The organism is Aromatoleum aromaticum EbN1 (genome assembly GCF_000025965.1).
Classification (GTDB): Bacteria; Pseudomonadota; Gammaproteobacteria; order Burkholderiales; family Rhodocyclaceae; genus Aromatoleum; species Aromatoleum aromaticum.
Genome location: NC_006513.1, coordinates 1,379,730 through 1,405,502 on the forward strand (window position 1 = coordinate 1,379,730; position 25,773 = coordinate 1,405,502).

At 58.8% G+C, this 25,773-nt stretch carries 21 protein-coding genes, 1 tRNA gene and 2 pseudogenes; 6 read left to right on the forward strand and 18 right to left on the reverse strand.

Annotated features, from left to right (window positions below):
- Window positions 1-5 precede the first annotated feature (5 nt).
- The 4 genes from sppA to thiS form a co-directional block, all read right to left on the reverse strand.
- Window positions 6-1,847, reverse strand: coding sequence for a signal peptide peptidase SppA (sppA, locus tag EBN1_RS06530; RefSeq protein ID WP_011237139.1), 1,842 nt, complete (start codon window positions 1,845-1,847; stop codon window positions 6-8).
- Window positions 1,848-1,878: 31 nt separating this feature from the next.
- The gene (gene trmB, locus EBN1_RS06535; protein WP_011237140.1) at window positions 1,879-2,658 is read right to left on the reverse strand and encodes a tRNA (guanosine(46)-N7)-methyltransferase TrmB; all 780 of its coding nucleotides are present in this window, start codon (window positions 2,656-2,658) and stop codon (window positions 1,879-1,881) included.
- A 107-nt stretch (window positions 2,659-2,765) separates the two neighbouring features.
- A complete protein-coding gene (locus tag EBN1_RS06540) occupies window positions 2,766-3,551 on the reverse strand; it encodes a thiazole synthase (protein ID WP_011237141.1) in 786 nt (261 codons plus the stop codon).
- Between the two features lie 68 nt (window positions 3,552-3,619).
- Window positions 3,620-3,823, reverse strand: a complete 204-nt coding sequence (gene thiS / locus EBN1_RS06545) for a sulfur carrier protein ThiS (protein WP_041645926.1) — start codon at window positions 3,821-3,823, stop codon at window positions 3,620-3,622.
- A 170-nt stretch (window positions 3,824-3,993) separates the two neighbouring features.
- Here thiS and EBN1_RS06550 point away from each other — a divergent pair.
- Window positions 3,994-4,067, forward strand: a tRNA-Gly gene (locus EBN1_RS06550).
- Between the two features lie 237 nt (window positions 4,068-4,304).
- Window positions 4,305-6,230 (forward strand): tyrosine-type recombinase/integrase, encoded by a 1,926-nt coding sequence (locus EBN1_RS06555; RefSeq protein WP_011237142.1) that lies wholly within the window; start codon window positions 4,305-4,307, stop codon window positions 6,228-6,230.
- Between the two features lie 61 nt (window positions 6,231-6,291).
- Here EBN1_RS06555 and EBN1_RS06560 read toward each other — a convergent pair whose 3' ends face one another.
- Window positions 6,292-6,942 carry a LysR family substrate-binding domain-containing protein gene (locus EBN1_RS06560; protein ID WP_011237143.1) on the reverse strand — a complete coding sequence of 217 codons (651 nt, stop codon included), beginning with the start codon at window positions 6,940-6,942 and terminating at the stop codon, window positions 6,292-6,294.
- A 96-nt stretch (window positions 6,943-7,038) separates the two neighbouring features.
- On the opposite strand from EBN1_RS06560, the gene EBN1_RS06565 reads away from it, so the two are divergent.
- Complete coding sequence (locus tag EBN1_RS06565; protein WP_011237144.1) at window positions 7,039-7,332, forward strand: helix-turn-helix domain-containing protein; 294 nt, start codon at window positions 7,039-7,041, stop codon at window positions 7,330-7,332.
- Between the two features lie 28 nt (window positions 7,333-7,360).
- On the opposite strand, the gene EBN1_RS06570 is transcribed toward EBN1_RS06565, so the two are convergent.
- From EBN1_RS06570 to EBN1_RS06610, 9 genes and pseudogenes are all read right to left on the reverse strand, one after another.
- Entirely contained in the window at window positions 7,361-8,263 is a 903-nt protein-coding gene (locus EBN1_RS06570; RefSeq protein ID WP_011237145.1) for a LysR family transcriptional regulator, read from the reverse strand.
- A gap of 552 nt (window positions 8,264-8,815) precedes the next feature.
- Window positions 8,816-9,049, reverse strand: a pseudogene (locus tag EBN1_RS06575) (4Fe-4S dicluster domain-containing protein); the annotation flags it as partial.
- Window positions 9,050-9,219: 170 nt separating this feature from the next.
- Window positions 9,220-10,290 (reverse strand): CobW family GTP-binding protein, encoded by a 1,071-nt coding sequence (locus EBN1_RS06580; protein ID WP_011237147.1) that lies wholly within the window; start codon window positions 10,288-10,290, stop codon window positions 9,220-9,222.
- A gap of 150 nt (window positions 10,291-10,440) precedes the next feature.
- A complete protein-coding gene (ped, locus tag EBN1_RS06585) occupies window positions 10,441-11,190 on the reverse strand; it encodes a (S)-1-Phenylethanol dehydrogenase (RefSeq protein WP_011237148.1) in 750 nt (249 codons plus the stop codon).
- 71 nt (window positions 11,191-11,261) lie between these two features.
- Window positions 11,262-11,927 carry an ethylbenzene dehydrogenase subunit delta gene (gene ebdD, locus EBN1_RS06590; RefSeq protein ID WP_011237149.1) on the reverse strand — a complete coding sequence of 222 codons (666 nt, stop codon included), beginning with the start codon at window positions 11,925-11,927 and terminating at the stop codon, window positions 11,262-11,264.
- A gap of 8 nt (window positions 11,928-11,935) precedes the next feature.
- A complete protein-coding gene (gene ebdC / locus EBN1_RS06595) occupies window positions 11,936-12,580 on the reverse strand; it encodes an ethylbenzene dehydrogenase subunit gamma (RefSeq protein ID WP_011237150.1) in 645 nt (214 codons plus the stop codon).
- A gap of 18 nt (window positions 12,581-12,598) precedes the next feature.
- Window positions 12,599-13,657, reverse strand: coding sequence for an ethylbenzene dehydrogenase subunit beta (ebdB, locus tag EBN1_RS06600; RefSeq protein ID WP_011237151.1), 1,059 nt, complete (start codon window positions 13,655-13,657; stop codon window positions 12,599-12,601).
- A gap of 30 nt (window positions 13,658-13,687) precedes the next feature.
- On the reverse strand, window positions 13,688-16,618 hold the full coding sequence (gene ebdA, locus EBN1_RS06605; RefSeq protein WP_011237152.1) for an ethylbenzene dehydrogenase subunit alpha: 2,931 nt from the start codon (window positions 16,616-16,618) through the stop codon (window positions 13,688-13,690).
- A gap of 268 nt (window positions 16,619-16,886) precedes the next feature.
- On the reverse strand, window positions 16,887-18,200 hold the full coding sequence (locus tag EBN1_RS06610) for a DUF1329 domain-containing protein (protein ID WP_049780208.1): 1,314 nt from the start codon (window positions 18,198-18,200) through the stop codon (window positions 16,887-16,889).
- A 375-nt stretch (window positions 18,201-18,575) separates the two neighbouring features.
- On the opposite strand from EBN1_RS06610, the pseudogene EBN1_RS06615 reads away from it, so the two are divergent.
- Window positions 18,576-19,091: pseudogene (locus EBN1_RS06615) on the forward strand (transposase); the annotation flags it as partial.
- A 367-nt stretch (window positions 19,092-19,458) separates the two neighbouring features.
- On the opposite strand, the gene EBN1_RS06620 reads toward EBN1_RS06615, so the two are convergent.
- From EBN1_RS06620 to EBN1_RS06630, 3 genes are read right to left on the reverse strand one after another with little or no spacing between them, the layout of a single operon-like run.
- Window positions 19,459-20,409 (reverse strand): IS5-like element ISAzo27 family transposase, encoded by a 951-nt coding sequence (locus EBN1_RS06620; RefSeq protein WP_041645937.1) that lies wholly within the window; start codon window positions 20,407-20,409, stop codon window positions 19,459-19,461.
- Window positions 20,410-20,468: 59 nt separating this feature from the next.
- Window positions 20,469-21,734: a PAS domain-containing sensor histidine kinase gene (locus EBN1_RS06625; protein ID WP_011237156.1), complete on the reverse strand. Its 1,266-nt coding sequence runs from the start codon at window positions 21,732-21,734 to the stop codon at window positions 20,469-20,471.
- 34 nt (window positions 21,735-21,768) lie between these two features.
- Window positions 21,769-22,389 carry a response regulator gene (locus EBN1_RS06630; protein ID WP_011237157.1) on the reverse strand — a complete coding sequence of 207 codons (621 nt, stop codon included), beginning with the start codon at window positions 22,387-22,389 and terminating at the stop codon, window positions 21,769-21,771.
- Window positions 22,390-22,944: 555 nt separating this feature from the next.
- On the opposite strand from EBN1_RS06630, the gene EBN1_RS06635 reads away from it, so the two are divergent.
- Window positions 22,945-24,753 (forward strand): PAS domain S-box protein, encoded by a 1,809-nt coding sequence (locus EBN1_RS06635; protein ID WP_162014368.1) that lies wholly within the window; start codon window positions 22,945-22,947, stop codon window positions 24,751-24,753.
- A complete protein-coding gene (locus EBN1_RS06640) occupies window positions 24,719-25,345 on the forward strand; it encodes a response regulator transcription factor (RefSeq protein WP_011237159.1) in 627 nt (208 codons plus the stop codon). The genes EBN1_RS06635 and EBN1_RS06640 overlap by 35 nt, the downstream gene beginning before the upstream one ends.
- A gap of 70 nt (window positions 25,346-25,415) precedes the next feature.
- Here EBN1_RS06640 and EBN1_RS06645 read toward each other — a convergent pair whose 3' ends face one another.
- Window positions 25,416-25,736 carry a DMT family transporter gene (locus tag EBN1_RS06645; protein ID WP_041645941.1) on the reverse strand — a complete coding sequence of 107 codons (321 nt, stop codon included), beginning with the start codon at window positions 25,734-25,736 and terminating at the stop codon, window positions 25,416-25,418.
- Window positions 25,737-25,773 lie beyond the last annotated feature (37 nt).

Consider the following 25,773-nt stretch of genomic DNA (forward strand, 5'->3'; position numbering starts at 1 on the left):
CTCGGCTAAAGCGCTTCGCAAAGGCAATGCGTGTAAAGGTGGCGCGGATCATTCCAGCGTAGCAGCTCATTGGCATCCTGCTGCAGACCGCCGATGACGACGGCGAGCGGCGACGCGGGAAGACCTGAAAGAACTGAAAGACCGCCGACGGGCGCCAGCGCGGCGACGAAGCGCTGCAGGAGCCGCTGGCCGGGGCCGACGTCCGCTCTCGGCCAGACCGTCTCGTAGCGCTTCAGGCCGGCGCGAGACGCTGCCGCCGCGACCGCCGCCTCCAGGCCGCCGAGCTGGTCGACGAGGCCGAGCTTGGTCGCCGCCTCGCCGGTCCAGACGCGCCCGCGCGCGACCGTATCGACTTCGGTGGCGCTCATGTCGCGCGCCTTGGCGACGGTTTCGAGGAAGCGCCGATAACCGTGTTCGATGCCGAGCTGGATCGTCTTCGCCGCTGCCGGTTCGAGCGGGCGGCGCGGATCGAAGGCGCCGGCGAGAGGACCGGTCGCGACGCCGTCAGTATTCACGCCGAGCTTGTCGAGCGCTCCGGCGAGCTCCGGGAACAGCGCGAAAATGCCGATCGACCCGGTCAGCGAAGCAGGGCTTGCAAAAATCTCTTCAGCCCCGGTCGCGATCCAGTAACCGCCGGACGCGGCGACCGAACTCATCGACGCGACAACCGGCTTGCCCGCCTCGCGCGTCAGTTCGAGCTCGCGCCGGATCACTTCCGACGCCCACGCGCTGCCGCCGGGGCTGTCGACGCGCAGCACCAGCGCCTTCACCCGCTCGTCTTCGCGCGCCATGCGGATCAGGTGCGCAAGGCTGTCGCCGCCGACTGCCGACTGCGTGTCGCTGCCGTCGATGATTGCCCCCTGCGCGACCAGCACTGCGACGTGATCGTCCTGCTCCGGCCGCGTGGCGCGCACCACGGCGAGATAGTCGTCAGCCTCGACGCGGCGGAAATCCTTGCCGTCCTCGCTTGCGCCGACGCGCGCCTTGAGCAGCTCGCGCCACTCGTCGCGCGTGCTCGCGCGATCGATCAGGCCGGCATCGCGCGCCGCGCTCACCGCATCGCCACCGGTCGCCGCGAGCGCGGCGGGGTAAGCGTTGACGTAAGCGTCGAGCTTCTCGGGGGCGAGGCGGCGGCTCGCGATGAGATCCTCGCGCACACCGGTCCACAGCCCTTCGAGCAGATCGCGCGACGCTTCGCGGTCCGCCTCCGACATGTCGTTGCGCGTGAAAGGCTCGCTGAACGCCTTGTATTCGCCGACGCGAAACACATGCATTTTGACGCCGAGCTTGTCGAGCGCCTCGGCGAAATAGCTGATGTAGCGCGCGAGCCCTTGCAGCAGCACGAAGCCGTCGGGTCCGACATGGACTTCGTCGGCAGCGCTGGCGAGGTAGTACTGCCCCTGCGTGAAGCGCTCGCCACGGGCGAATACCGGTTTTCCGCTCTGCCGGAAAGCGACGATCGCGGCGCGCAGCTCGGCGAGTTTCGACAGGCCGGTCGGGCCGAGCCGGTCGGTTTCGATGACGAGCGCCTTGATCCGCGTGTCGTCGCGCGCCGCCTCCACCGCTTCGAGCAGATCGTGCAGCACGGTTTGGGAAGGCGCGACACCGCCATTGCGCAACAAATCGAGCGGCGTCTCGAACGTCTTCTGCTCGACGAGCGGACCGGCCGGGCGCAGTACCAGCGCCGCGCCGTCCGGCACCGCGGGCAGCGCGCGCCACAGCAGCACCACGACAAAGGCGAGCAACAGCAGGAATACCGCATTGAGGACCACGCGCCGCAGCACATCGATCGTGCGCCAGAATCCCGCGAGAACCGCGCCGAAAAAGGCAAAGATGCGTTTCACCATCGTTCAGATCTCCCTTCGACGCGCGCTTCGCTCAACCGCGCCGCCTGAACACCAGGTCCCAGACGCCGTGCCCGAGCTTCAGGCCGCGGTTTTCGAATTTCGTCAGGGGGCGGTAGGCGGGACGCGGGGCGTAGCCATCGGCAGTATTCTCCAGCGCCGGCTCGGCGGCGAGCACTTCGAGCATCCATTGAGCGTATTCCTCCCAGTCGGTCGCGCAGTGCAGGTAAGCGCCGGGCGCGAGCCGGGATGCGATCAGCGCGACGAAGTCGGGCTGGATGATGCGCCGCTTGTGATGACGCTTCTTGTGCCACGGGTCGGGAAAGAACACATGGACACCGGCCAGCGCCCGCTCGGGGATCATGTCGCGCAGCACTTCGACCGCGTCATGCTGGACGATCCGCACGTTGTCGAGCACGCCTTCGGCGATCAGCTTGCACAGGCTGCCGACTCCCGGCCCGTGCACTTCGATCGTGAGGAAATCCTTGTCGGGCAGCGCAGCGGCGATTTTCGCGGTCGTCTCGCCCATGCCGAAACCGATTTCGACGATTTTCGGCGCCGCCCGTCCGAACGCCGCGTCGAGATCGAGCGGCGCGACGCGGTAGGGAATGCCGACTTTCGGCAGCGTCTCGTCGAGGTGGCGCTGCTGCGCGACCGACATGCGTCCCTGGCGCAGCACGAAGCTGCGGATCGAGCGGCTCGAAAAACGCGCTTCCGGGTCGCCCGGCACAGGGGCTTCCGCGGCCGGGAGCGCTTCGTCCGGAGCTGCGGACGGATGCCCGGTTTCCGGCGGGTTGTGGGAGGGAAAAGTCATCGTCGGGGATCGTAACGTCGTGCGAATCCATACCGGCGCGCGTGCCGGCACGGCGAAAAGGGTCGACGCGCGCGGTCCAGCTTGCAGGCGGCGCGCGCGACGTTCGTTCAGGAACCGATCAGACCGCTCGTCGGCGAGCTCGGATCGGCCGAATAATGCTTGCGCGGCATGCGTCCGGCAAGAAACGCCTCGCGCCCGGCCTCGACCGCCTTCTTCATCGCCGACGCCATCAGCACGGGGTCCTTCGCGTGCGCGATCGCAGTATTCATCAGCACGCCGTCGCAGCCGAGCTCCATCGCGATCGCCGCGTCGGATGCGGTACCGACGCCGGCATCGACGAGGACCGGCACGTTCGCCTGGTCGATGATCAGCCGCAGGTTCCACGGATTCAGGATGCCCATGCCGGAGCCGATCAGGGACGCCAGCGGCATCACCGCGACACAGCCGATGTCCTCGAGCATCTTCGCCTGGATCGGGTCGTCGGCGCAGTACACCATCACCTGGAAACCGTCCTTGACGAGGGTTTCGGCCGCCTTCAGCGTCTCAGGCATGTTCGGAAACAGGCTCACCGGGTCGCCGAGCACTTCGAGCTTGACCAGCGCGTGACCATCGAGCAGCTCGCGCGCGAGCCGCAGCGTGCGCACCGCGTCGTCCGCGGTGTAGCAGCCGGCCGTGTTCGGCAGGATCGTGAAGCGCTCGGGCGGCAGCACGTCGAGCAGGTTCGGCTCATCGGCGTTCTGGCCGATGTTCGTGCGGCGGATCGCGACGGTGACGATCTCGGCGCCGCTCGCATCGATCGCGGCGCGCGTCTCGGCGAAATCCTTGTATTTTCCGGTGCCCACCAGCAAACGGGAGCGGTAGGACTTGCCTGCGATCGTCAGGGAGTCGTTCATGTTCGGCCTGTAGGAATCGGGTTGATGAAGGCGCGGCTCAGCGACCGCCAGCCGGGGCGGCGAAGGCTTCAGCCGCCGCCGACCGCGACGACGATCTCGAGCCGGTCGCCGTCAGCGAGCAGCGTGTGCGCATGCTGCCCTTTCGGCACGATCTCGCCGTTGCGTTCGACTGCGAGACGCTTGCCGGCAAGCTGCCTGGCTTCGAGCAGCGCGAGCACGGTCGGCGCGTCGTCGAGGCGCTCGGGTTTGCCATTGATGATGAGCTCAATCATGCTGAAGCTGTCGAGGGTGCAATGAACCGAAATCTTACCATGTCCCCCGCCGGCGCTTGCCCGGTCGCCGGTTTCCCCGAAGCCCCCGCCGCACGCCTGACTCACGCATTGCGCGCTGCCGCGCCCGCCATTAGAATGGCAGCCCTGTTCAGCGCAAATCGGGCTGAAGCGCGGGCGTCGTATAATGGTAATACCCTAGCTTCCCAAGCTAGAGCCGTGGGTTCGATTCCCATCGCCCGCTCCACTTCAACTTTCCAGGGACTTCCACTGAAATCCAAGGACTGTTGTAAGTTACTGGCCCGATTGACTTTTTAGCAATCCTCTCAGTCCAGTGACATCCAGCGAAATCCACTGACAGCCGGTACAAAGCGGTACAAAAAGTGGTACAAAATGCGGAGAGCGTTCGTTCCGCATTGTGGCTGGAGGAGCCCGGGCCCGGTAACGAACATGGCATCCAACTCGCTTTTCAGGAGTTGGACACATGCTCACAGACATGACGGTCCGGCAGGCCAAGGCCACCGGCAAGCTGTACACCATCGCGGACTTCGATGGTCTCTGCCTCCATATCTCCGCCGTCGGCGGCAAGGCGTGGCACTTCCGCTACACCTGGATGGGCCAGCGCGCCCGCATCTCCCTGGGCAGCTACCCCGAACTGTCGCTGCGCGAGGCCCGCGAACTGCGCGACGCGGCGCGCTCGCTGCTCGCCAGGGGCATCAATCCGCGCACCGATCGCAAGCAGAAGCGCCACGCGATCCGGCTCGCCGGCGAAAACACCTTCATGGCGGTCTACGAGAAGTGGATGGAACACCGCCAGCTCACCCTCGAGGAGGGCCGTCAGAGTTCGCTGGAGCAGATCCGCCGCGTCTTCAGGAAGGACGTTTTCCCTTTCCTGAAACGGCTGACCATCTACGAGATCACCCGCCCCCACCTCCTGGAGGTGATCGGCCGCATCGAAAAACGCAACTCGTTGTCGGTGGCCGAGAAGGTACGTACCTGGCTCAAGCAGTTGTTCGACTACGCGATGGTCGTCATCTCGGGCATGGAGACCCACCCGGCCACCGACCTGCATGTGGTCGCGGTGCCGTTGCCGCCGGTCGAACACAATCCGTTCCTGCGCATGGCCGAACTCCCCGAGTTCCTGCAGACGCTGCGCAAGTACCGCGGCATGCTGAAGACGCAACTGGCGATCCGCCTGCTGCTCCTGACCGGGGTCCGAACGGGCGAACTGCGCCTGGCCACGCCAGATCAGTTCGATCTGGACCGCCGGCTGTGGATCATCCCCGTCATGTCGCTCAAGCAGCGCAAGATGCTCACCCGCAAGAAGCGCAGGCGTGTCACCGACATCCCGCCGTACATCGTCCCGCTGTCCGTCCAGGCCATCGAGATCGTCCGCTACCTGCTCGAAGACGTCAAACCCGTTCAGAAGCACCTCTTCGCCGGGGTCAAGCGCCTCACCGACCGCATGAGCGAGAACACGGTCAACGTTGCCCTCAAGCGCCTCGGCTACGATGACCGCCTGACGGGCCACGGCCTCCGCGCCACGATCTCAACCGCACTGAACGAGCTGGGCTATCCGAAGGTCTGGGTGGATTCCCAGCTCTCGCACGCCGACCCCAACCGCATCAGCGCCACCTACAATCACGCGGAGTACGTCGAACAGCGCCGGGTGATGATGCAGGACTGGGCCGATCGCCTGGACCTCTTCGAGCAGAACCAGGTGCAGGTCGCCAGCATGCACCTGACCATCCACCTGCAGGGTTTGCCGACGATCGCCGGGCAGGAAACCACCCCGTTGCCGACTCCGGGCCAGCACGCGCCCATCCTGCTGGTGGCGTCCACCGAGCGGAGTGTGCCGACGGTAACGCCCGCAACGCAGCGCCTGTCGGCCGTTGAGATGCCCGAGTACGCGCGGCCGAAGCTTTCTGACTTGCAGCACGAGCGCCTGAAGCTGCTGGAAATTTTCGAGGGGCCGGACAACCTGGTGGTGGCTGACTACGCCAACCTGGCAGGCAAGTCGCGCCGCTGGATCACCTACGAGATCCAGACCGGCAACCTGCTGTCGATCCAACTGGGGAACAAGGGTCAGCGCGTCCCGGTGTGGCAGCTCGATCCGCTCAAGCGTCAGCTGGTTCAGGCCATCCTCAGGCAGACGCCGCGGGGCGTAGATACCTGGGACATCTATCATGCACTGCTACGACCGCATGACGCCCTCGGCAATCGTTCGCCTGTCGACGCGGTGACGCCCGAGAACATGAAGATCGCCGTGCGCGTGGTTGTAGAGCAGTGTTCGCAGCAAGTTGAAACCTTGGCTCCAACGCACTACCCCATGCAGGTGGTGCAGAGCGTGCAGCGAATGGTTCAAAACGCAATCGCGACCGGTTCGGTGGAAAGCGTGGCGAGCGACTGATCGGCATACTGGCGATCCATGAACTGCCGCCGAACAGACGAACGGGCGCCAACTATTCGGGTCAGGCTGACTCGGCTGTCGCGACCCTCACCGCCCGTTCGGCGAACCTCTCGACAGCCGGCGTCCATCGTTGGGGCGACTGCAGCAACTGGGTTCTGATGAGATAGGGGCCGTTGGCCAGTGGGCGCATTGCGACACCCCTGCTACGTGCCTGCACGACGCACGATCGAGGCGCAATGCCGACACCGTAGCCAGCCGCCACCAGCACAGTCATGAGTTCGAAGGAGGCAATCTCCTGGGCAGAGCGCTTTTCAGGTCCGAAGAGTGCATCAAGCTGCTCGCTCAGCGCATCACATTCCCACCGGCACCACCGAAACAACGGATAGTGCAGCAGGGCATCCAGTGACACCTCAGGATAGACGAGCAATGGCGAGCGCAAGGGAACCGCCAAGGCCAGTTCATCGACCCACAGCAGCTGGACGTTGAACGCATGGTCCGTCGGCCTCGTCGCCAGCGCCAATCCGATGTCGTAGGTCCCGTCTTCGAGGCCATCGACCAGGTCCCCGGAAGCGACGTCCTGCGGCACGATGACGGTCTCCGGCTCCTCGACACGTTGCAGGGCAAGCAGGGTTGCCAGCCGAGGCGAAAGTGCTCCAGCCGAGATGGCGAGTGTGAGGATCGACGATTGACGAGACGCACTCGTGGTTCCCATGTCGTGATGAAAGCCGGACCGCAGAAGAAGCGTTCATCATAGCAAGAGTTAAATTTAACGTGGTTAAACACGTCGCGATATTCGACGCTTTTGCCGATGCAAAAGCGTACCGTCCAGCGTGGCCGCCCTGTCGGATCGACCACCTACGAACCTGAGCCTGCGTTGGCCTTCGGCCAGGCGGTTCGTGCTGCACGGATGGAACAGGGAATGGCCCAGGAGGAACTGGCGTCCTTGGCAGAAATCGAGCGCTCCCACATGGGCAAGATCGAGCGTGGAGAGCACATGCCCACGCTGGCGCTGATCCTCAGAATTGCAGCCGCGCTGAACAGAAGTGCCGCGGATCTGATCGCTGCAACGGAGAAAAACCTGCGCTCGGGACTGACGACTTAGCCCGCGAATAGGCGCGAGGCATTGCCCGTCACTTGTCCGTCTGAGCGTGTAGACGCGCCATGAAGCGGTCCAGCGGTATGGCGGGAGCGGCGGCAGTGCCACTACTGTCCGGCCGTAATAGGTAGGTAGTGTGGACGACGTTTGGGGCCGCGAGGGGACGCGTCACGATGTCGGGACGATGGCAACCCCCAATTCGTGCGGCGTTCGCGAATCCAACGCCATAACCTGCTGCGGCCAGCATCAGCATCATGTCCATCGAGGTGACGTGCTCGACGACAATGGGTCTGTCTGTCGCGGTACGTAGCAATCGGTCCAGGTCGGAATTGCATTGCCCGAATAGACGGGGGTCGCCCATCACGAGCGGATAACGTACCAGATCTTCCAAGGGGACTTGCTTGTGAACGAGCAACGGATGCCGTGTCGATACGACTACGACCAACGAGTCTGTCCAGATCGGTTCGGCAACGATTCCGTCCCCGACCTCAGTGGTATATCCAAACCCGACATTGAAGCCCCCTGATCGCAGTCCGCGCAGCTGTTCGGCCAGCGGCGCCTCGGTCAAACGTATCTCGACTGCCGGATCCTCCTCGCGACAGCGTGCGAGAAAAGCAGAAAGCCGCGGATCGATGCAGCCACAGGGGACGGCGACGCGAAGAATGCCCAGGTAGCCCGAAGAAACAGCCTTTACGTTTTCACGGGCCATCTTCAAAGTTGTGAACAACCTCCGCACATCCTGGAGAAAAACCTCACCTGCCTGCGTCAGTCGTGTGCCGCGGCGGTCTCGATCAAAAAGCAACACGCCAAGTTCGCCTTCGAGCTCCTTGATGGTGCGGGACAGTGGGGATTGTTCGATGTGCAGTCTTTCCGCGGCACGCGTGAAGTGCAGTTCCTCCGCCAAGACCTCAAAGCAGCGAAGATGGCGCAACTCCATGGCCTCGCCTCTTTCGAGATACCGTGGGTCAACGATCGGCACGCATGCCGCGCCGATCAAGCTGAACAACCGTATTGAGACCGTATTTTTCCCTTTCCCAAGCTTGAATAGATTGACCTGGGGGGACTCTGACGGCAGGGCACTTGCGCCTACATGTCATAGCATGATCCGACGGCAACAAAAAGCTCGATTACCACCGATGACTTGCGCGAAACCTGCGGATAGCACGGCTATCCCTTCTACTTTTTTCCGTTTGCTGAGCAATGGAAAAGAGTCTGGTGGAGCAGTTTCCGACGATCGAAGACGTAAGAAATCGGCACGCAGCGCATGACTTGATGAAGATGCTGGTACCGAACTCTTCAACCGCGGAGTGCGTGATCGTCAAGTCGTCCTCCGGAAGGTCGACGCCCAGAGTGGTACCGCTTATCAAGCTGGGGTCCCACGCAAGGGACGATTCGCGTAAAAAGGAAAGATGCCGCGCATGACGGGGAGGAGAGGAGGACGAAAACCATCAGGCGCTTTGTTGGCATCTTTCCGTAAGCTGCTGTTCACCTACATTCCTTGGTAGATGGGCCACTCACCGCCCTGCGGCACGACCCAGTTGACGTTCTGCGTCGGGTCCTTGATGTCACAGGTCTTGCAGTGCACGCAGTTCTGCGCGTTGATCTGGAGGCGCGCGCTGTTGCCAGATGAGTGCCCCGCCTCGTCGCGCACGATCTCGTACACCCCGGCCGGACAGTAGCGCTGCTCGGGGGCGTCGAACTTGGCGACGTTCACCGCGATCGGCGCTACAAGCTGTCCACCAACATCGACAATAAGTCGAATCGCTGGAACCCACGACGATTCGAAGCAAGAACGGGGCGACACTGCCGGCGAAGGCGGTGATTTGCCGAAGGAATTGAACCGAATTCGGTCACGATCATCTTTGCCCGGCGGGTTTTGGCGAGAACCTCAAGTTATTCGAGCTGCCCACGTGTTAGTTTATTCCGGTTGTCGACTGAATCAACTTCGCAGCGCCTAAGCATTTCTTCAATCCATGCTGGATCAATCGCCTGTCCAATGAATATCAGCAAAGTTTGCCGCGGCTCAAAGGTGCGCCAGATCGTTCCACCTGTGATCTGGAGAAGACTCTGCACCCCCTGAACGACGAGACGTGGGCGCTGATGCGCGGCCCAAACAATGCCCTTGTAGCGCCATAGCCGGGGACCGTAGCGCCGCTGCGCCATGTCAAAAAACACGTTCAACCGCTCCAGATCGAGCGGGACACTGGACTCGAAGATATAAGACACTATATCGCTGGTGTGGCGTGACGTAGGCGCCGCAAGACAAAATCTCTTATCCGTCGCCGGCCGACGCCGCTTGATCTGAGTCAGTTCCTTACGCGGCACATAGTCAAAGGTGTACCCATGTGTATCGAACAAGTGATTCAGGACGTCCACGATAGGCGCGTTGTGCAAATCCACGGAGAGTAGCTCTGCCCGCGGATTCATTTCTGCCACGCGTCTGCCAATCGCTTCGATCTGCGACTCCGTAGCGAGGTCGAATTTGGTTAAAAGCAATCGGTCGGCATAGGCCACCTGCGCCCGATTTTCAGTCATGTCGAGTTGCGCAAGTGCATGCACGCTATCGACGAGCGTGACAACACCGTCAAGGTGGAACCGCGTCAGAATCGTCGTTTCCGCGAGGAATGTTTGAACAATCGGTCCCGGATCGGCTATACCCGTTGTTTCAATCAGGACTCGATCAAATACAAATCCCTCTGCCTCACTGCTCTCGCTTAGCGTGTTCAGGGCGCGCGCAAAGTCGCCTCGCACAGTACAGCACAAGCAACCGTTGGCGAGCTGAATGACTGTTTCGTTACCATCCGTTATAAGAAACTCTGCATCGACGCCGACCGCACCGAACTCGTTTTCAATCACCGCGACACGCTCGCCGTGCAACTCCTGCAGTATGCGGTTGACGAGTGTCGTCTTCCCGCTACCGAGGAACCCGGTAATGACCGTAACGGGCGTCGTGATCTGCGTCATCAGTTACTCGACCGCCAGTACAATGGCTGCGCCCGTGTCACGCGCAAGTCCAGGGCTTGAAACGTCCGCCAAGCTGCTCTACCAATGATCAAATGGCGAGGACCACAAGTGCCGCGCACTGAATAAGGCATGTTCGAATTTCACCTATTCTCAGTGTCTCACCATACCGCCATCAACCGCGAGCGTCTGGCCTGTAATAAAACTGGCGTCATCGGAAGCCAGGAACGCAGCTGCGCCCGTCAGATCCAGGGGCACCTGAAGACGCGGAATCGCCTGAAGCATGTTTGGCAGCACGTCGAACATCGCGGACAATGCAGAAGCTTCGGTTGTTGCCGTGCGGACAAGGCTCGGCGCGATGGCGTTAACAGTGATTCCGTCCTTCCCCAGGTCCGAGGCAAGGGCGCGGGTAAAGCCTATGTTTGCCGCTTTCGTGCTGATGTAATGGGTATACGCCTCGATCTTTAGCCAATATGTCGTCGAAGTCAGGTTGATGATGCGTCCCCACCCGTTCCTCTTCATCCCGGGGACAAAAGCCTTCGCCATAAGAAAACCTGAATCGACGTTGATCTCGAATGTTTTCTTCCACTGTTCAAAGGTCAGCTCGTCAAAAGGAATCAGCGGGTAAATTCCCGCGTTGTTGACGAGGATGTCGCAGCGACCAAACGTGGAGATGACCTGCTTTCCGAATGCTTCTACGTCGCCAGGTTGCGAGACATCGCACTTCACGGTCAGAACGCGCCGACCGAGGTTCCTGATTGCTGCCTCGGCTTCCGGGGCCGGCACCAGATCCGCGATTGCGATGTCGGCACCTTCGACCGCAAATCGCTCCGCAATTGCCCGCCCGATGCCGTTGGCACCGCCGGTAATTACTGCAAGCTTGTCCTTCAGTCTTTGCGTCATTGGGATTGCTCCTAGATGAATGCCGCACGCGGCAAGAATTTCTCGGCAACGAACCTGCTGGAAAAGCAGGCCTACTGAATGGTCCGGCGACGGCGGTTGAACTCCGCATCGCCCTCCACGAATTGCGCGACGACCCGGGCCAAGTCCGCGTATGGCGTGCCTTCTGCAACCGACCTGAGCTTCTCGCTAAACTTTGGAATCCATTCAGCGACGTGCTTCTCCAGAAAATCGGCTTCGGCAGTGGCGTAGATATCCACCATGTCGACCGGCGCGCCCGCCTCGAGAAAGGTCAGGTAATGCAGAAATTCCAGTTGAATGCAGATGTGATCGGGCCACTCCTTGCATGCCCCCAGGTCGTAGTTCAAACCGAAATGCTCGTAAAAGCGGATCAATTCTTCCCAGATGAACTTCGTCTCGTCCCTGGAATAGTCCTTCTCATGCAGGGATACCGCGGGCCGCCCGGAGCAATTGTCGAAAATCCGGCTGTACGTCACAGCGAGATTCTCTGAACTCACTCCCCGAGACACACCGATGTTCGCGAGGGATTCAATTGCCGGAACCGTGAAGGGGAGCCCATCAAGAGACTCGCGCAACTCGCGCCTAGCCTGCAGCATGAAGTCCTCGGGCAGACTATCCACCGGATAGCCAAACATCCCGCTCAATATCCTGTAGCACCGGGACCGCGCGGCGGTGGCGCGATTGTGCTGCGAGAGTTCCACTTCGAGTTTTTCGCTCATTTGGTCGCTCACTTGAGGATTTCGAAATCGACGAATTCGCCTGAATATGACTTGCGCCCGGACCGCTCGGCGTTCCCCCCGCTCCAGACGGCGAAGGCTATCTTCGAGCTTCCACCTGCCTGGAGTTTCGCGAGCCCGTCGCCAGTTGCCATCGACCGACACAGGATGACGTTCCATTCTCCGTTTCGATGTTGCGCAACCGCCTTGAGGTCGCTGCCCGCTTTGTCCTTCATGCGCCGAACCGCTGAGAAGCCTTCAGCAACGATTTCCATTGGCTCGTTCGCGTTGGCCTTCCAGTACCAGGCGTTGACCGGTCGTCCCGTCGCCCCCATGGTGACAGCCTGCGCACCACGCGCGACCGGAAACATCGCCCCGACGCCATCAACGAAGGAATTCAGATCGACGATTTTGTCGTGCTTTTCCGACGCCCATTTGAGGCGTAGCGCAATCATGCTGCCGTTATGCAGCGCCGCGACGTCGAGACGCTTGATCACCCCGTGTCCTTCACTCAGCGCCAGAAACGGAGAGACCTCCTTGACCATGACCAGCGGCGTGGGAAACATCTCGAACGTCGTGCTCTCGGCGCCTGCCCAAATCGGCGCGTCCAGATCAAGAAGCAGTTCTTTTCCACCCGGAACTCGTTTTGCTTTCATCTCATCCCCCGTGTGCTGTTAGGACTGAGTCAAGGGGTCATTCGTAAAGCCCCCGAATCGATCGGACCATTTCTTGCTGATCAGAAGGTCCATCAGTTCCGAGCCCCGCCCCGCCCTCATGTTTTCGCGCTCAGTGTGCAGAACCGCGAGCACGCGCTTGACTTCGGGCCCGAACAGCCCTTCGAGGACGTCAAGCGGAATACGGGTCTTGTCGGTAATTTCCCCGTCCTCCCCGAAACCACGCGCGCCCATGGGCGGCACGTAATAGATGTTTGGGCCGGTTCCGTATTCAGCGTGCAGCGGCAGGGCAACCTTCCATTTCTTGACCAGTTTGTGGACATGGCTCGTCGTGTCATCGAGATAGCCAAAAGCGCGGACCCGACCTGGACATTGCCGGTTACAGGCATTTGCGATCCCCTTTTCGATGCGGGGATAACACAGAATGCACTTTTCACTCGTTTGCGAAACCGGGTTGAAATAAATCGCCTTGTATGGACAGGCCTCGACGCAATGGCGATGCCCTTTGCAGCGCTCTTGGTCCACGAGAACGATACCGTTGTCCTCACGCTTGTAGATCGCCCCGGTCGGACACGCGGCGAGGCAAGCCGGATTGGTGCAGTGGTTGCACATTCTTGCCAGATAGAAGAAGAAGGGATTCGGCCACTTTCCACCGCCCTGATCTTCATCCCAGTTGTAGCCCCACGCAGGGTCCTTTCCGGTTGACTTGCTGGTCGGATGGAAGTGCACCGTCTGCCCTTTCCCCTCATAGAAGACTTCCTTGTGATTGAACTGGAAGTCATCACCCGAGTCGATGAGCGTAGGGAGCACGCCCGGTTGCGGCTCGCCTCGCAGGAATCCGCCGCCCTTCCTTTCATAGTCGCGCGGATACCCCTTGCCCGGATAGGTGGTCACGTTGTTCCACCGCATGTGCTCGGTTCCGGGGCGCTTGGTCCAAATGTTTTTGCAGGCAACCGTGCATGTTTGACACCCCAAACACTTGTTCAGGTCGATTACCGTTACGAGTTGCCGCTTCGCCTTTCTTAGCTCACTCTTGTTACCGTCTTGCACGTAAGTCATGTCTGTCTCCAACGACTGATCTCTGCGCCACTATGCTTTCTTGATGCTTACCCGCACGCCACGGTCCGTGACGGGGGCCGGACTTCCGTTCATGAAGTAGTAGCGAAACTGTTCGTAACCGCCCGCCAAGTGCAGTGGCTTGGGCATTCCGATGAGCAGGATGTCGTAGGGTTTCCAGCCTTTGTACTGATGCGCGTCCCAGAAATAGACAATGCACTGCTTCGGCTGAACGTTCGGCGCCGTGCGCACCATGATTTCGCAATCGGCAAAGTCGTTGAACAGCTTTGCCATGTCGCCGTCCTTGATCCCCAGCTCCGCGGCGTCCTTGCTATTCATGTGCACGACCGGTTGTCCGCGATGCAGCCTGGACAGATGGGAATTCGTGAGGTGCGTGGAATGGATGCTCACACGCGGATGCCCGCCAGTGATCTTGAACGGATGGTCGCCCCCCACCATCGGCGTGTCCTTATGGGTAGGCAGCGACTCGCCGGCTTCGAGATACCAGTCGTGGTCAAGGTAGAACTGGGCACGGCGCGTATGCGTCGGAAAGACCTTCTTGTCATCGAAGTGCCATCGCATCGGATAGATCGGCTTGGTCACATCGACCTCGTTTGCATGCGCGTACCTGGAAACGCCCGTTCCCATGCTCAGGAACCTGGTCTGACCTTCCTTCTTGAACTTTTCGTACGTGTAGTCCTTCGCAAAGACGCCCACCGCCCGGTTGATGTCGACCATTTCCTTCAAACAGTCCTCGTTCGTCAGGAGGTGCCCGTCCATCGTGAACTTCTTGTACAACTCGTCGTACCGGCGCTTGCGCCCGTTGTGATCATTGAACTCCGTGAGCCCCCGGGCTGCCGCGCGTTCCCCGACCTTCTTGAGAATGAGCGCAATCGCGTCCCATTCTTCGCGACATTCACCCGGAGGTGCTACCGACCGATCCACGAAGGTGAAGAACGGATTGCCGCTGCACGGCGTCGTCATCTCGTGTTTCTCGTAATACCATGCACACGGCAGAACGATGTCGGCATACATCGCTGACGACGACATGCGCGTTTCCAGGGCGAAGATCATCTTGAGTTTCGGAAATAAAACGTCCGGAAACATCTTGGCACCGCTACGCTTCCGTCTCATCGGATTCTGCGACAGGAGCATGTACACCTGAGGCGTCTTGTCTGGGGCCGGGCGGATGTGGTCGTTCGTCCACCAGCCCTTTTCCTTCGCCTCGTCCAGATACGCACCAAACGATTTCTTGAGGGCCGGATCAGTCCACGCCTTGTTGTTCCACAACTGATCGTAGCCGACGTGGTAGTACAGCCACATCGCCGGTGGCACCAACCCCACCGCCGAAGTAACGACTTTCATGAACTCGATATTCCCCATTTCGTCTGTTGACGTGGGGTCTGCCTCGAGCGTGCGCTTGTTGAAGCCCTCGGCCATCTGATGCAACTCGTCCATGCCACCTTGGGCGGTCGGTTTGCTCATTACACCGAGGTAGACCATGTTGTCGTCGGAGTAGGCCCACGCGAACGCGCCGGTTCCCGGCTTGCCCCAATTACCGCTGAGTGCCATCGCGAGAAACAGACTACGTTCCATCAGGTCGCCGTGGTAGCTCTTGGCGGACGAGAAACCGATATAGCTACACGTGCGCTTTTTCGCGACTTTTCGGCCCAACTCACGAATCAGCGAAACCGGCACACCGCACTTCGCACTCGCCTTTTCCGGCGTGTAGTCCTTCAGATGCTCCCTGAGTCCTTCGAAAACCGTCCGCACCTGAATCGTCTTGCCGTTCTTGAGCCGCGCACTGAACGTGCCCTCAAGGGCCGGCATGAAATCGAGTTTCAGAGTTCCTCTGGACGCCTTGCGAACCGATCCCGCTTTTTCGTCGAAGAAATAGAATTGCTTCGCTTCACCGCCATCGACGTCTTCGGCACTGAGAAATTTCCCTGTATCCATGCGCACAAGAAGCGGCAGGTCCGTCTGCTCACACACAAACTGACGATCGAACAGCTTCTCGTCGATCATGACTTGCGAAAGCCCAAGCCAGAAAGCGGCGTCGCTGCCCACACGGACCGGAACATGAAGGTCTGCGGCCGGCGTGGTGGGATTGAAGTCAGGCGCAATGACCACGACCTCGGCCCCCTTGTAGCGAGCCTCCGACAGGAAGTGGTAACTGGACGGGTAGGTGTACGACCAATTGCTACACGTCATGAAGATGAGCTCAGCATCCAGCAGATTGTCCGCCGAATAGCCCATATGCATTTTCCCGAACGTGTGGAATGCTCCCATGTAGGTATCGCCAATATCCACGTTGATATCGGGCGAGACACCGTCCATCAGATACGTCATTCTGAAACCGGCACCCCACGCAATGGAGCCCGCGTGAACGTGAGGCGCATCCAGGATGAAACCGTCCGAGCCCTGGGCCTCGAAGCTGTCGATAATAGAATCTGCGATATCGCCGGCGGCTTCGTCCCACGAAACCCGCTTCCACTTGCCTTCACCCCGCTTGCCGACACGCTTTAGCGGATACTTGACCCGCTCGTCACCGTACAGATTGTTGTTGAATGCTGAACCCTTTTGACACCCCAGCGGGTTGTAGTCCACATAATCGACGTTACACGCGGGCGTCTGGGCGGCCTGCTCTTCACGCCAGACGATGCCATTTCTGACGTATACGTAGAACTTGCACGAACCCTGCGGCCAGCAAATGTTCAGATGGGACCCCCAATTGACCTTGTCCCATTTCCACTCTTTGCGATAGATGTCTTCCCAACTCGCGTAACCGGGTGCTTTTGTCCCGGCCTGCGCGTCCTTTAGAAAGCCTGGAACCACGCCGGTCGCAAGTGACGACAGCGAAAGTGAGAGCACCGCCGCCCCACTGCGCTTCAGAAAATCGCGCCTGTGTTGGTCCTGCAATTCTGCGGCTTCGGGCTCCACAGAAATCATTTCGTCTCGTGTCATCTCAAGCTCCGCCAAGTTGATTGGATAGTCTGCGTTTGCTGTCTCAATGTGGGTGAGACTTTAGGTGGAATTGCGACTTCAACCAATTGGCAACAAACACCTAAATGCTAAAGGTTTACCCGTATTGCGACGCGTCACCCGACGGCTTGCGCCAACTCTCACTCCGACCTTCCGGCACCGGACCACCTAAATTCAATTTCGAATTTTCAGGTCGAGGACCTGCCTGCCAACGCGTCGTAGGCCCCTCCCCAATAATTAACTAGTCGCGTTAGTCGCCACCGCGCATGTTCTGAACGGTGAATAAATTGGGTGGATTATTCTCCGGATCGACTACGATTCGCGCCTTCAGGGTCGTGCAATGTCCGGTCTGGACGTCGACCATGCTCGCACCGGTATAGACGGCAACTCCTGCCCCCTTGTTTTTCGGCGCCGATTTCTCCGCATCAGTGAAGCTGACTACCCAACGCTTCCAGATCTCGCCCTTTTTGTCATAGATCAGGACGATCGGAAACTGCATCGTCTGGGCGTCCATATACATGATTCGTTTTCCGACCGGACTGCTTCCTTCGACGGGCTTCGACTCGAGGATGAAAACCTTCCGCAGCGACCACGGAACATCCGGAAAACAGCCGGATTTCCCACCAAATTTTATCTGTCCGTAGCCGTCCTCAAGTTTCGGATCCACATTCTTTAGTGCGGTGTGATCATAGAACGGAACCAGCGTTTCAGCGGTTCCAGAATATGTCCATTGCATGTCTTGGATACGCGCATTGTAGCCCTCGAAATCCTCGATCATCAAGTCTGAGCCAAGGAACGCATCCGTCGTCTGGCCGGTGGCGAGGCGCCTTACCCGGCGCTGAAAACCAAGATACAAATAGGAGTCGTCGAGCTTGTTGTCATCATCAAATCGCTGAATCAGCAGCTGGGTGTTCTTGAGGTCTTGTGGCTCGAGAACCTTGACGTAGATTCCCCTATAAATATCGGCGGGATTGGGTGTGATATTGGGTGTCGGCTCCTGAGCGATCCGGTACTTATAATTCAGAAAGTGAAAATCGAAGGAAATCGATCGCTCGACTTTGCCGGTATTCAGGTTCTTGTAATCCCACAAAAAGGGGAAGATGCGCCCGCTGTCGCCGGCAACCTGGCTGTACTTGAAGTTGAATGCGAGCTTTTCGCCGGCGCGCGGATCTTTCGTGTCCGGTTCTTCCGGAAAGGGGCGGCCGCCCTTGTAGCTCTCGATGCTCCCGACCTTGGCGCCGAGTTTTGCCTGGTTTGCATTTTTCTTGGTCAGGGCAATGTAGTTCGGATGCAATGCAATTGATTCGGTAGGCCCGACCTCGATCTCGTTCCAGCCACTCTCAATGAACTTCGCTGTCGCCGGATCGATGGCGTTCTTGAAATTTTGAATGTTCGCCTTGTTAATAATGGTCCCGCGTTGCAGTCCCGAAAGACCGGGCACTTTGTTCTTGTACGGAAAAAAAGATGTTTCAATGTCCGCATCAGTAACCGCTCTTGCCGAAGTGCAGAGGCCGGCAACCGTCGCACAGGTCAGCGCGACGCCGACTTTTTTTGTGATGCTCATGTAGCAATCCTCCTTCGAATTCAGGATCTGTATCACACAGTCAATGAATCTCGCTTTCGGCGTGCGTCGTCTCCCCACGCCATAGGGGCGTCTTCCAACGGGTCGCAACCCCCCAGTTCACCCCTCGATCAGTGACTTCCCATGGGATGCAACAGCGCCACCTTCTCGACGGTGGTAGGGAGCTTAGAGCCGATCACCCGATAACAAAATTGGCATCGAATACCTAAGGGCTAAAGCTTTACCCGTATTGCGACGCAACAACAACGAGGGCGCGCTGGCGTCCGGAGTACGACAACTAGTCGCGCAACTGTCAAATTTGCTGAAACCGAATTTCAAACAGGGCACTACGATTGACGCAACGAGAGGAAGCACGACGTGAAACGCATCCCGAAGCAGGAATACACGACCGAGTTCAAGGAGCAGGCGGTCAAGCGCGCCGACGAGGTCGGCAGCATCGCTCGCGCCGCCGAAGAGCTGGGGCTGGTCGAGCAAACGCTGCGCAACTGGGCCAAGGCCGCGAAGGCCGGCAAGCTGAACCCAGCCGGCGCTAAGCAGATCACCGCCGAGCAGATGGAACTGTCTCGATTGCGCGCTCAGGTGGCGCGATTCGAGATGGAGAATAAGATATAAAAAAGCGACGGCACATTTCGCGTAGGAGCTGCTATGAAATATGCCTGTATCGAGAAGCAGCGCGGATTCTTCCCATTGCCCATCCTGCGTGAGGCCCTATCGGTGAGCCAGAGCGGCTTTCGGGCCTGGCAGGCGGGCGGCACGCCACAGCGCAAGCGACTGACCGATGCGCAGGCGCTGACGCTGATCAGTACGATTCACCAGGAGGTTCGGCAAGCGTACGGCGCGCGCCGCATTCACGCTGAGCTGCGCGGGCCTGGCTAGCGAACGACAGAATCAGCAGGAATTGGCAGTATGACGACGGCCGGTTGGAAGACGGAAAACGTAGGGCACCTCAGCTGCGCTCGCCCACCGCCATCGAGCGTACACGCCGCTACGCAGCGCGCCAAGACGCAAGGGGTGCGCATCGCCGATTACGATTTCGCTAACAAGGCGGCTTTACTTAATAGCATTGGCGATAACCGTGGACACTAGGGAATCCCTGATCAATTGACGTTTCGAGCACGCCCACCCAAGCCAGCCTGTTGAACCGACTCCGATGAACGCTTTCTTCGCCGCCACCGCTGAAATTCGAGGCCTATTCGGCTTCGATCGCCCTTTTTCGGGCGCAGCGGGCGGATTTCGCCTGTCAGTTCATCAAGGCTCGCCTCGCCAGATAAAGATTGGTCAGCCCGATCAGCGAGAACACCTGCGCGGCGTTCTTCGCGATCCCCTTGTAGCGCACCTTCGTGTAACCGAACTGGCGCTTGATCACGCGAAACACATGCTCGACCCGAGCGCGGATCGAGGACATCTTGTGATTGAAGCGCTTGTTCGCCGCGCTCAGCGGATGCGGCTTGCTCGCCTTGAGCGACACGCCCCAGAACACGCCGGCCTTGCGCGCCGTGCGCTTGAGATCGTTATTGACGTAGCCCTTGTCGCCGAACACCGCGCGATCATCTTCGCGCAGCAGATGCGGCAACTGGCTGATGTCGGAGGCGTTGGCAGGCGTCACCGATACTGTGTGTGCCAGGCCGGAATTGACGTCCGCACCGACGTGGATCTTCATGCCGAAGTACCACTGCTTGCCCTTCTTGGTCTGGTGCATGTCGGGGTCGCGCTGCCTAGCCTGATTCTTCGTCGAGGGCGGTGCGTGGATGATGGTCGCGTCAACCATCGTGCCGCCCTTGAGCAGCAATCCCTTGTCGGTCAGGACCTCATTGATGACATTCATCATCTGCGAGGTCAGCCCGTGCTGCTCAAGCAGGTGACGGAAATTGAGGATCGTCGTCTCGTCGGGCATCGCGTCGTCGGCCAGATCGAGTCGCGCAAAACGACGCATCGACTCGATTTCGTAGAGCGCATCTTCCATCGCAGGGTCCGACAGCGCGTACCACTGCTGCATGAAGTAGATCCGCAGCATCGTTTCCATCGGCATCGGCTGACGACCCCGTCGGCCCGCCTTCGGGTAGTGCGGTTCGATCACCGCAAGCAGCGCCGCCCACGGCACGACCGCATCCATCTCGGCGAGGAAGCGCTCCCGACGGGTCTGTTTCTTCTTTCGGTCGAAGGCCAGCGAGGCGAAGGTCGTTTGCTTCATGGCGGCAGTGCGATTTATGACCTCGATATTTTACAGGCTCTGAATAGATCAGAGTTTCCCTAGGGGCCAGATACGGGAATGGCAACTTTCAGTTTCACGCCTGCCCCTCGGCGACTGCCAATCTCAAAGCGCCCTCCCAGGAGGATGGTGCGCTCCTTGATGCCACGCAACCCGAGGCCACGCAGTTGATCGTCGCTCCCTGACGGATCGAATCCAACCCCGTCATCTTCAATCACCAACTCTGCAAATTTACCATTCCGCGCTAGCCAAACCCCAACGTTGCTCGCCTTTGAATGACGGGCCGCATTGGTAAGCGACTCCTGCAATATTCGAAACAGCGCCAGTGTCTGACTACTACCGAGAGAATTTACAACGCCTTCGTCCTCCAAATGAAGCTGGCAGTGGATGCCCGATCTACGCATGAAATCCTGAAGCAACCATTCGACGGCAACCACCAACCCAAGTTCGAGAACTTTTGGCCTGAGGGCGGTTGCGATATCCCGCACGCGGACGATTATCGAGTCGATCAGGACGCCCATGGCGTCAGCCTTGGACATCAGCTCGACGTCGTGACTGCGGCCTGGTTTGATACAAAATACTTCCATCTTCAGCGCGGTAAGCAACTGCCCCAGCTCGTCGTGAATCTCGCGCGCGATGCTTGCTTTCTCCTCTTCGCGCACTTCCTCGACGTGCTTGCACGTTTCACGCAGGAAACGCTCCGACTCAATCAATTTTTTTTTCGCACGGTTTCCGGCGGTAACATCCTGCCAGGTGGCATGTATGATCTTCTTCCCGCCCACAAAGATCGCAGTCAGAACAACCTCCGCATCAAGCACCTCGCCGTCTTTTCGGCGGATCGCCCAGGGGAAATGGTACGAACCGTTTTCCAGCGCAATTCGAACGACCTCAATCGCTTTTTCGGACGACAGCCGACCGTCTGGCTGACTCTCCGGGGATACATCGGCGGGCGTAAGGCCAATCAGTTGAGCCTTGTTTTCGTACCCGTGAAGACTAACCGTCGCGTCATTGCAGTCGACGAATACGCCGTTGTCGATAAGGGTTACGGGGTTCGGCGATTTCTCGAATATCGTGCGAAATTTGCTTTCGCTTTCCCTCAACGCAATTGCGGTGGCACTGCTGGTTTCGCAGTTGCCGCATTGCGGCCCCGAACTTCCCTTGCCAAAATTTACGCCGTTTTTGTGGTCCTTCATTGCGATCACCCAATAGAGAACAACAACTTCTTCTACGTTCTGAAGAACGGCTCCCCCCGCGCAAACCCTGACACCGGGAGGCATGACCAGGATCGCGCTCGCATCGAGGGGCAATCCATGCTCTGCGGGTTGTATGGAAGCCCGTGGCCTAAAGTCCTTCCTCGGGACGATAGCGGATCAGGTCAGCATTGTTCGCAATACCGAGTTTGCGCATGAGGTGGACCTTGTGCGTACTAACCGTCTTCGGACTAAGCGACAGCTCTACGCTGATTTCTGTAACCGTCTTTCCCAGCTGCAGCATCCGCAGAACCTGAATCTCCCGCTCTGACAGCGGTTCCTGCGGGCCAGCGAAAAACCTTGCATTAAAGATGATCTTCTCAGCGAGGTCAGGGTCGATGCACGGTTGTCCCGCAGCTACCTTCCGGATAGCGTTCGTGAGCGACTCCACGTCCTTCCCCTTCGTCAGATAGCCGGCCACTCCGAGCTTCAGAGCGCTCGCGGCGAGTTGGGCCTCACCATGCATCGTGAGCACCAAGATCGGAAGAAGTGGTTGCTCCGCCCTGACACGCTTGATGAGATCCACACCATCGTGCCCCGGCATGCTCATATCCAACAGGAGCACATCGAACTTCTTTCGCCGAATGAGGGCCAACACCTCGCCTCCATTCGCAGCTTCCCCGGTTACGGCAATATCCGGGGCCATGGATATCACTGTCTTCAACCCCTCGCGCACGATGGGATGGTCATCTGCCACCAGAATCTCGATCATGTGAGTCTCCTGCCACAGTCGCAGCCGATCTTCCAGCCCTTTTTGAACTTCGCGTGGTAGTCGAGCACAGTAGCCGGACATCTTCGCCGACCGTGCAACTGATTATTATTCTCGAAACAAAATTCCACGTAACGTACCGATCGGGAGTCCGCCCTCCGGGCTCTTCCATTCATAGAAGTCAGAATTAGATAATGATACGCCCAAATATTCTGACTCCTTTCAGGGTCGATGGACAGCGACTGCCCCATCACACTCAGAACGTCCCTGAACAGCTGGCTGACTCACTCCGTCCGGCATGCAGCCCCTCGCACGGCGAAGGGCCCCTGCCTGCGACCTTACTCTGGAGTTCGGGACGGATGCACGGTGTGCGTGTCTTCTTCAGGCCAAATCCTGACAGGAATTTCCGGGCGCCATAGGATTTTTCCTATCATACGTTCGGGTAATTCCAGAAGAACAATCTGAATTTCCCGATATCGATTCCCCAGTGTCGCCGGTATGCTTTGTGAACGGTGCCGCAAAACCGGTGGCTGTGGAGCGAATCTTCGGCACCTTCGCATGACGAAATCGTCGGCGACACCCGCTTCTAAAGCACCCTATAAATTTACCATAACCACGCACCCCGACCGGAATCCGCCCAATCCCATGGAGCAGTACGCGTTGGCTCGGCCACAAGAAAGTTCGCCCACTGGGAGGAACACGACGACAAAAATCTCGACAAGAGAGGACCTCGTCCCCTATGACCTGATCTTTGACAACGCGATTGTGGGCATCTGCTTTATGCGTGGTCGACACTTCGTTAAGGTCAACCCGAAAATGGAAGAAATGTTCGGGTATGGTCCTGGCGAGCTGAACGGAAAGTCGGTACGTACGCTTTACGCCAGTGGAGATGATTTCGATGCCATTGGCAGACTCTATCCGACAATTTCGCGCAACGAAGGCTATGTCCACGAAAAACCGATGGTGCGCAAAAACGGCGAAATATTTTGGTGTCAAATCTCGGGGCGCGTAGTAAATCCGGACCGTTTTGCGTCGTCCGTGTGGGTTGTACAAGATATTAGCGCCCGCAAACTCGCCGAGGATCAGCTACGGCGTTCGAAGGAGCGGCTAGCCCAAACAGTCGAGCGGCGCACTGTCAATTTGCAGCGCACAAACCGTGCTTTGAAGGACGAAGTCCGTCGGCGGAAGGATACAGAGCGGGAGATGATCGAAAGTCGGGAGAAATATCGGGCGCTGTTTCGCAATATTCCGATGGGCATTCTCGCCACCGACGAATCCGGAAAGGTCATTGAGATCAATCCTGCAATAAAAAGAATGTTCGGCATTGGAAGGTCTGTCGATTTTGAGCGAGTAGCACGCGATCCAGATCGCGTCATTATAGACAAGAGCAAGCGCCTTTCGCTGTACGACCTGATTCAATTTCATTCGCCCACCGACGGACGCCGGATTAAGTCCGGGCATGTCCAGTGGAGGAAGGAGAATGGATCGCTGTCCGAGTACGAAGTGACCGGTATTCGGCTGCCGATCAGTGGCCTAGGCGCCGCTCTGGTTTTCGAAGACGTAACCGACCAATGTGTCGCCCGGCAGCGAGAACAGGAACAGCAGCACCAGTTGGCTCATGCTACACGCCTGTCGGTGATGGGGCAGTTCGCGTCCGCTCTGGCTCACGAATTGGGACAACCCCTGAATGCATGCCAGAGCTATCTCGCCGGTCTTCGCCACCGCTTGGCGCCGGAGCTGTCTGTCCGTCCTGATCTTCGTGAGGCCGTGGACTGGATGGATCTACACCTTACGCAATCCGGCGACATCGTGCGCAACGTGCGCAGCTTCGTCACCAGGCATCGCCCCGACAATGGCGAAATCGAGTTACCCACGTTGATTTCCAAAACTTTGGAACTGTTGCACTTTCATCTTTGCAGCGCGCGCGTCCTTGTAAATGTTCAGGTTGCAGGTGACTTGCCGCCCGTGTGTGGGAATCGTGTCGAGATTCAGCAAGTTTTGATCAATCTGGTAATCAACGCGATCGAAGCCATGTCTGAAGCGCCGAGCGCCAGACGGGAAATAGAAATCGGATTATCGGTGGAAAACCGGTCTCAGATCGCCGTACGCGTCAGCGACAGTGGCGTCGGGGTTCCCAGCGAATATAGTCAAAAGATATTTGAGCCGTACTACACAACAAAACCCAGTGGTCTTGGACTTGGACTCATGATGTGCCGAACGATCCTCGAATCACACGGGGGAATGCTCACGCTGAGCTCGGGCTCACGCGGTGGAGCCACATTCAAGTTCGTCTTGCCGGTATCGACGAGCGCGAAGGACGAGGAGGAGGAATATGAACCCGCATCAAGTGACAGTGTACCTGGTTGATGACGAGCCGAATGTGACACGGGCGTTATCGTGGCTGCTGGATTCCATCAACGTTCCGTCCCGGGCATTTGGCTCGGCTTACGATTTTATTGCCCAACTTGATCTGTCCGGTGGGCCAGCGTGCCTGGTGCTTGACCTGCGAATGCCTGAAATCGGAGGACTGGAGTTGATGCAAAAATTGAACGAAACAGGGCGTAGTCTTCCTGTCATATTTCTGTCCGCTCACGGTGACATCCCCGCCGCTGTTCGCGCCATACAGCTCGGGGCCATGGACTTCCTGCAAAAACCATTCAATCCGCAGTCATTTATCGACGCAATCAATAAGGCGATGCAGATTGCTCGCGAACGTTTCGAATTGCTCCAGTCGAAATTGACGACCGAGAGATTGTTGCAACGCTTGTCAACACGTGAGCGCGAGGTGCTGGACCACTTGCTCGCCGGCTCGACAAGCAAGGACATCGCTCGCCTGCTCGACATAAGTTACAAGACGGTCGACGTCCATAGAGCCAATGTGCTCAGGAAGCTGGGGGTAACGTCGTATTTGGACCTAAAAAGGAAACTCGAACACGCTCAGGAGAAGTGCGAATACTAATTGTTTAGTCCACAGTGCAAATCAACACGGACAGTTATGAACGATCCCCGCGGCCTCCGAGCACGGCCCTTCAACGGCCGCTGCTGAGATTAAGTCCGACAACGCCTACGACGATCAGCGTCAGAAACAGGAACCGCCGCAACGTAAACGGCTCGCCGAAGAAGAGGATGCCAATGGTGGCGATCACGGCTATGCCAACGCCCGACCAGATCGCGTAAGCAATGCTGATGTCGACGACCTTGACCGCCAAGGTCAGACAGAGAACGCTGGAGATATAGAAAATAAATATCCCGATCGAAGGCAGCGGTTTCTGGAATCCTTCGGAAAGCTTCATGCAGGAGGTGCCTGAAAGTTCGAAGAGAATCGCGGCGTAGAGGTAGAGCCAGTGCATGAACGCGGCCTTCGTGTCAGTGCCATTGCGGGACTGC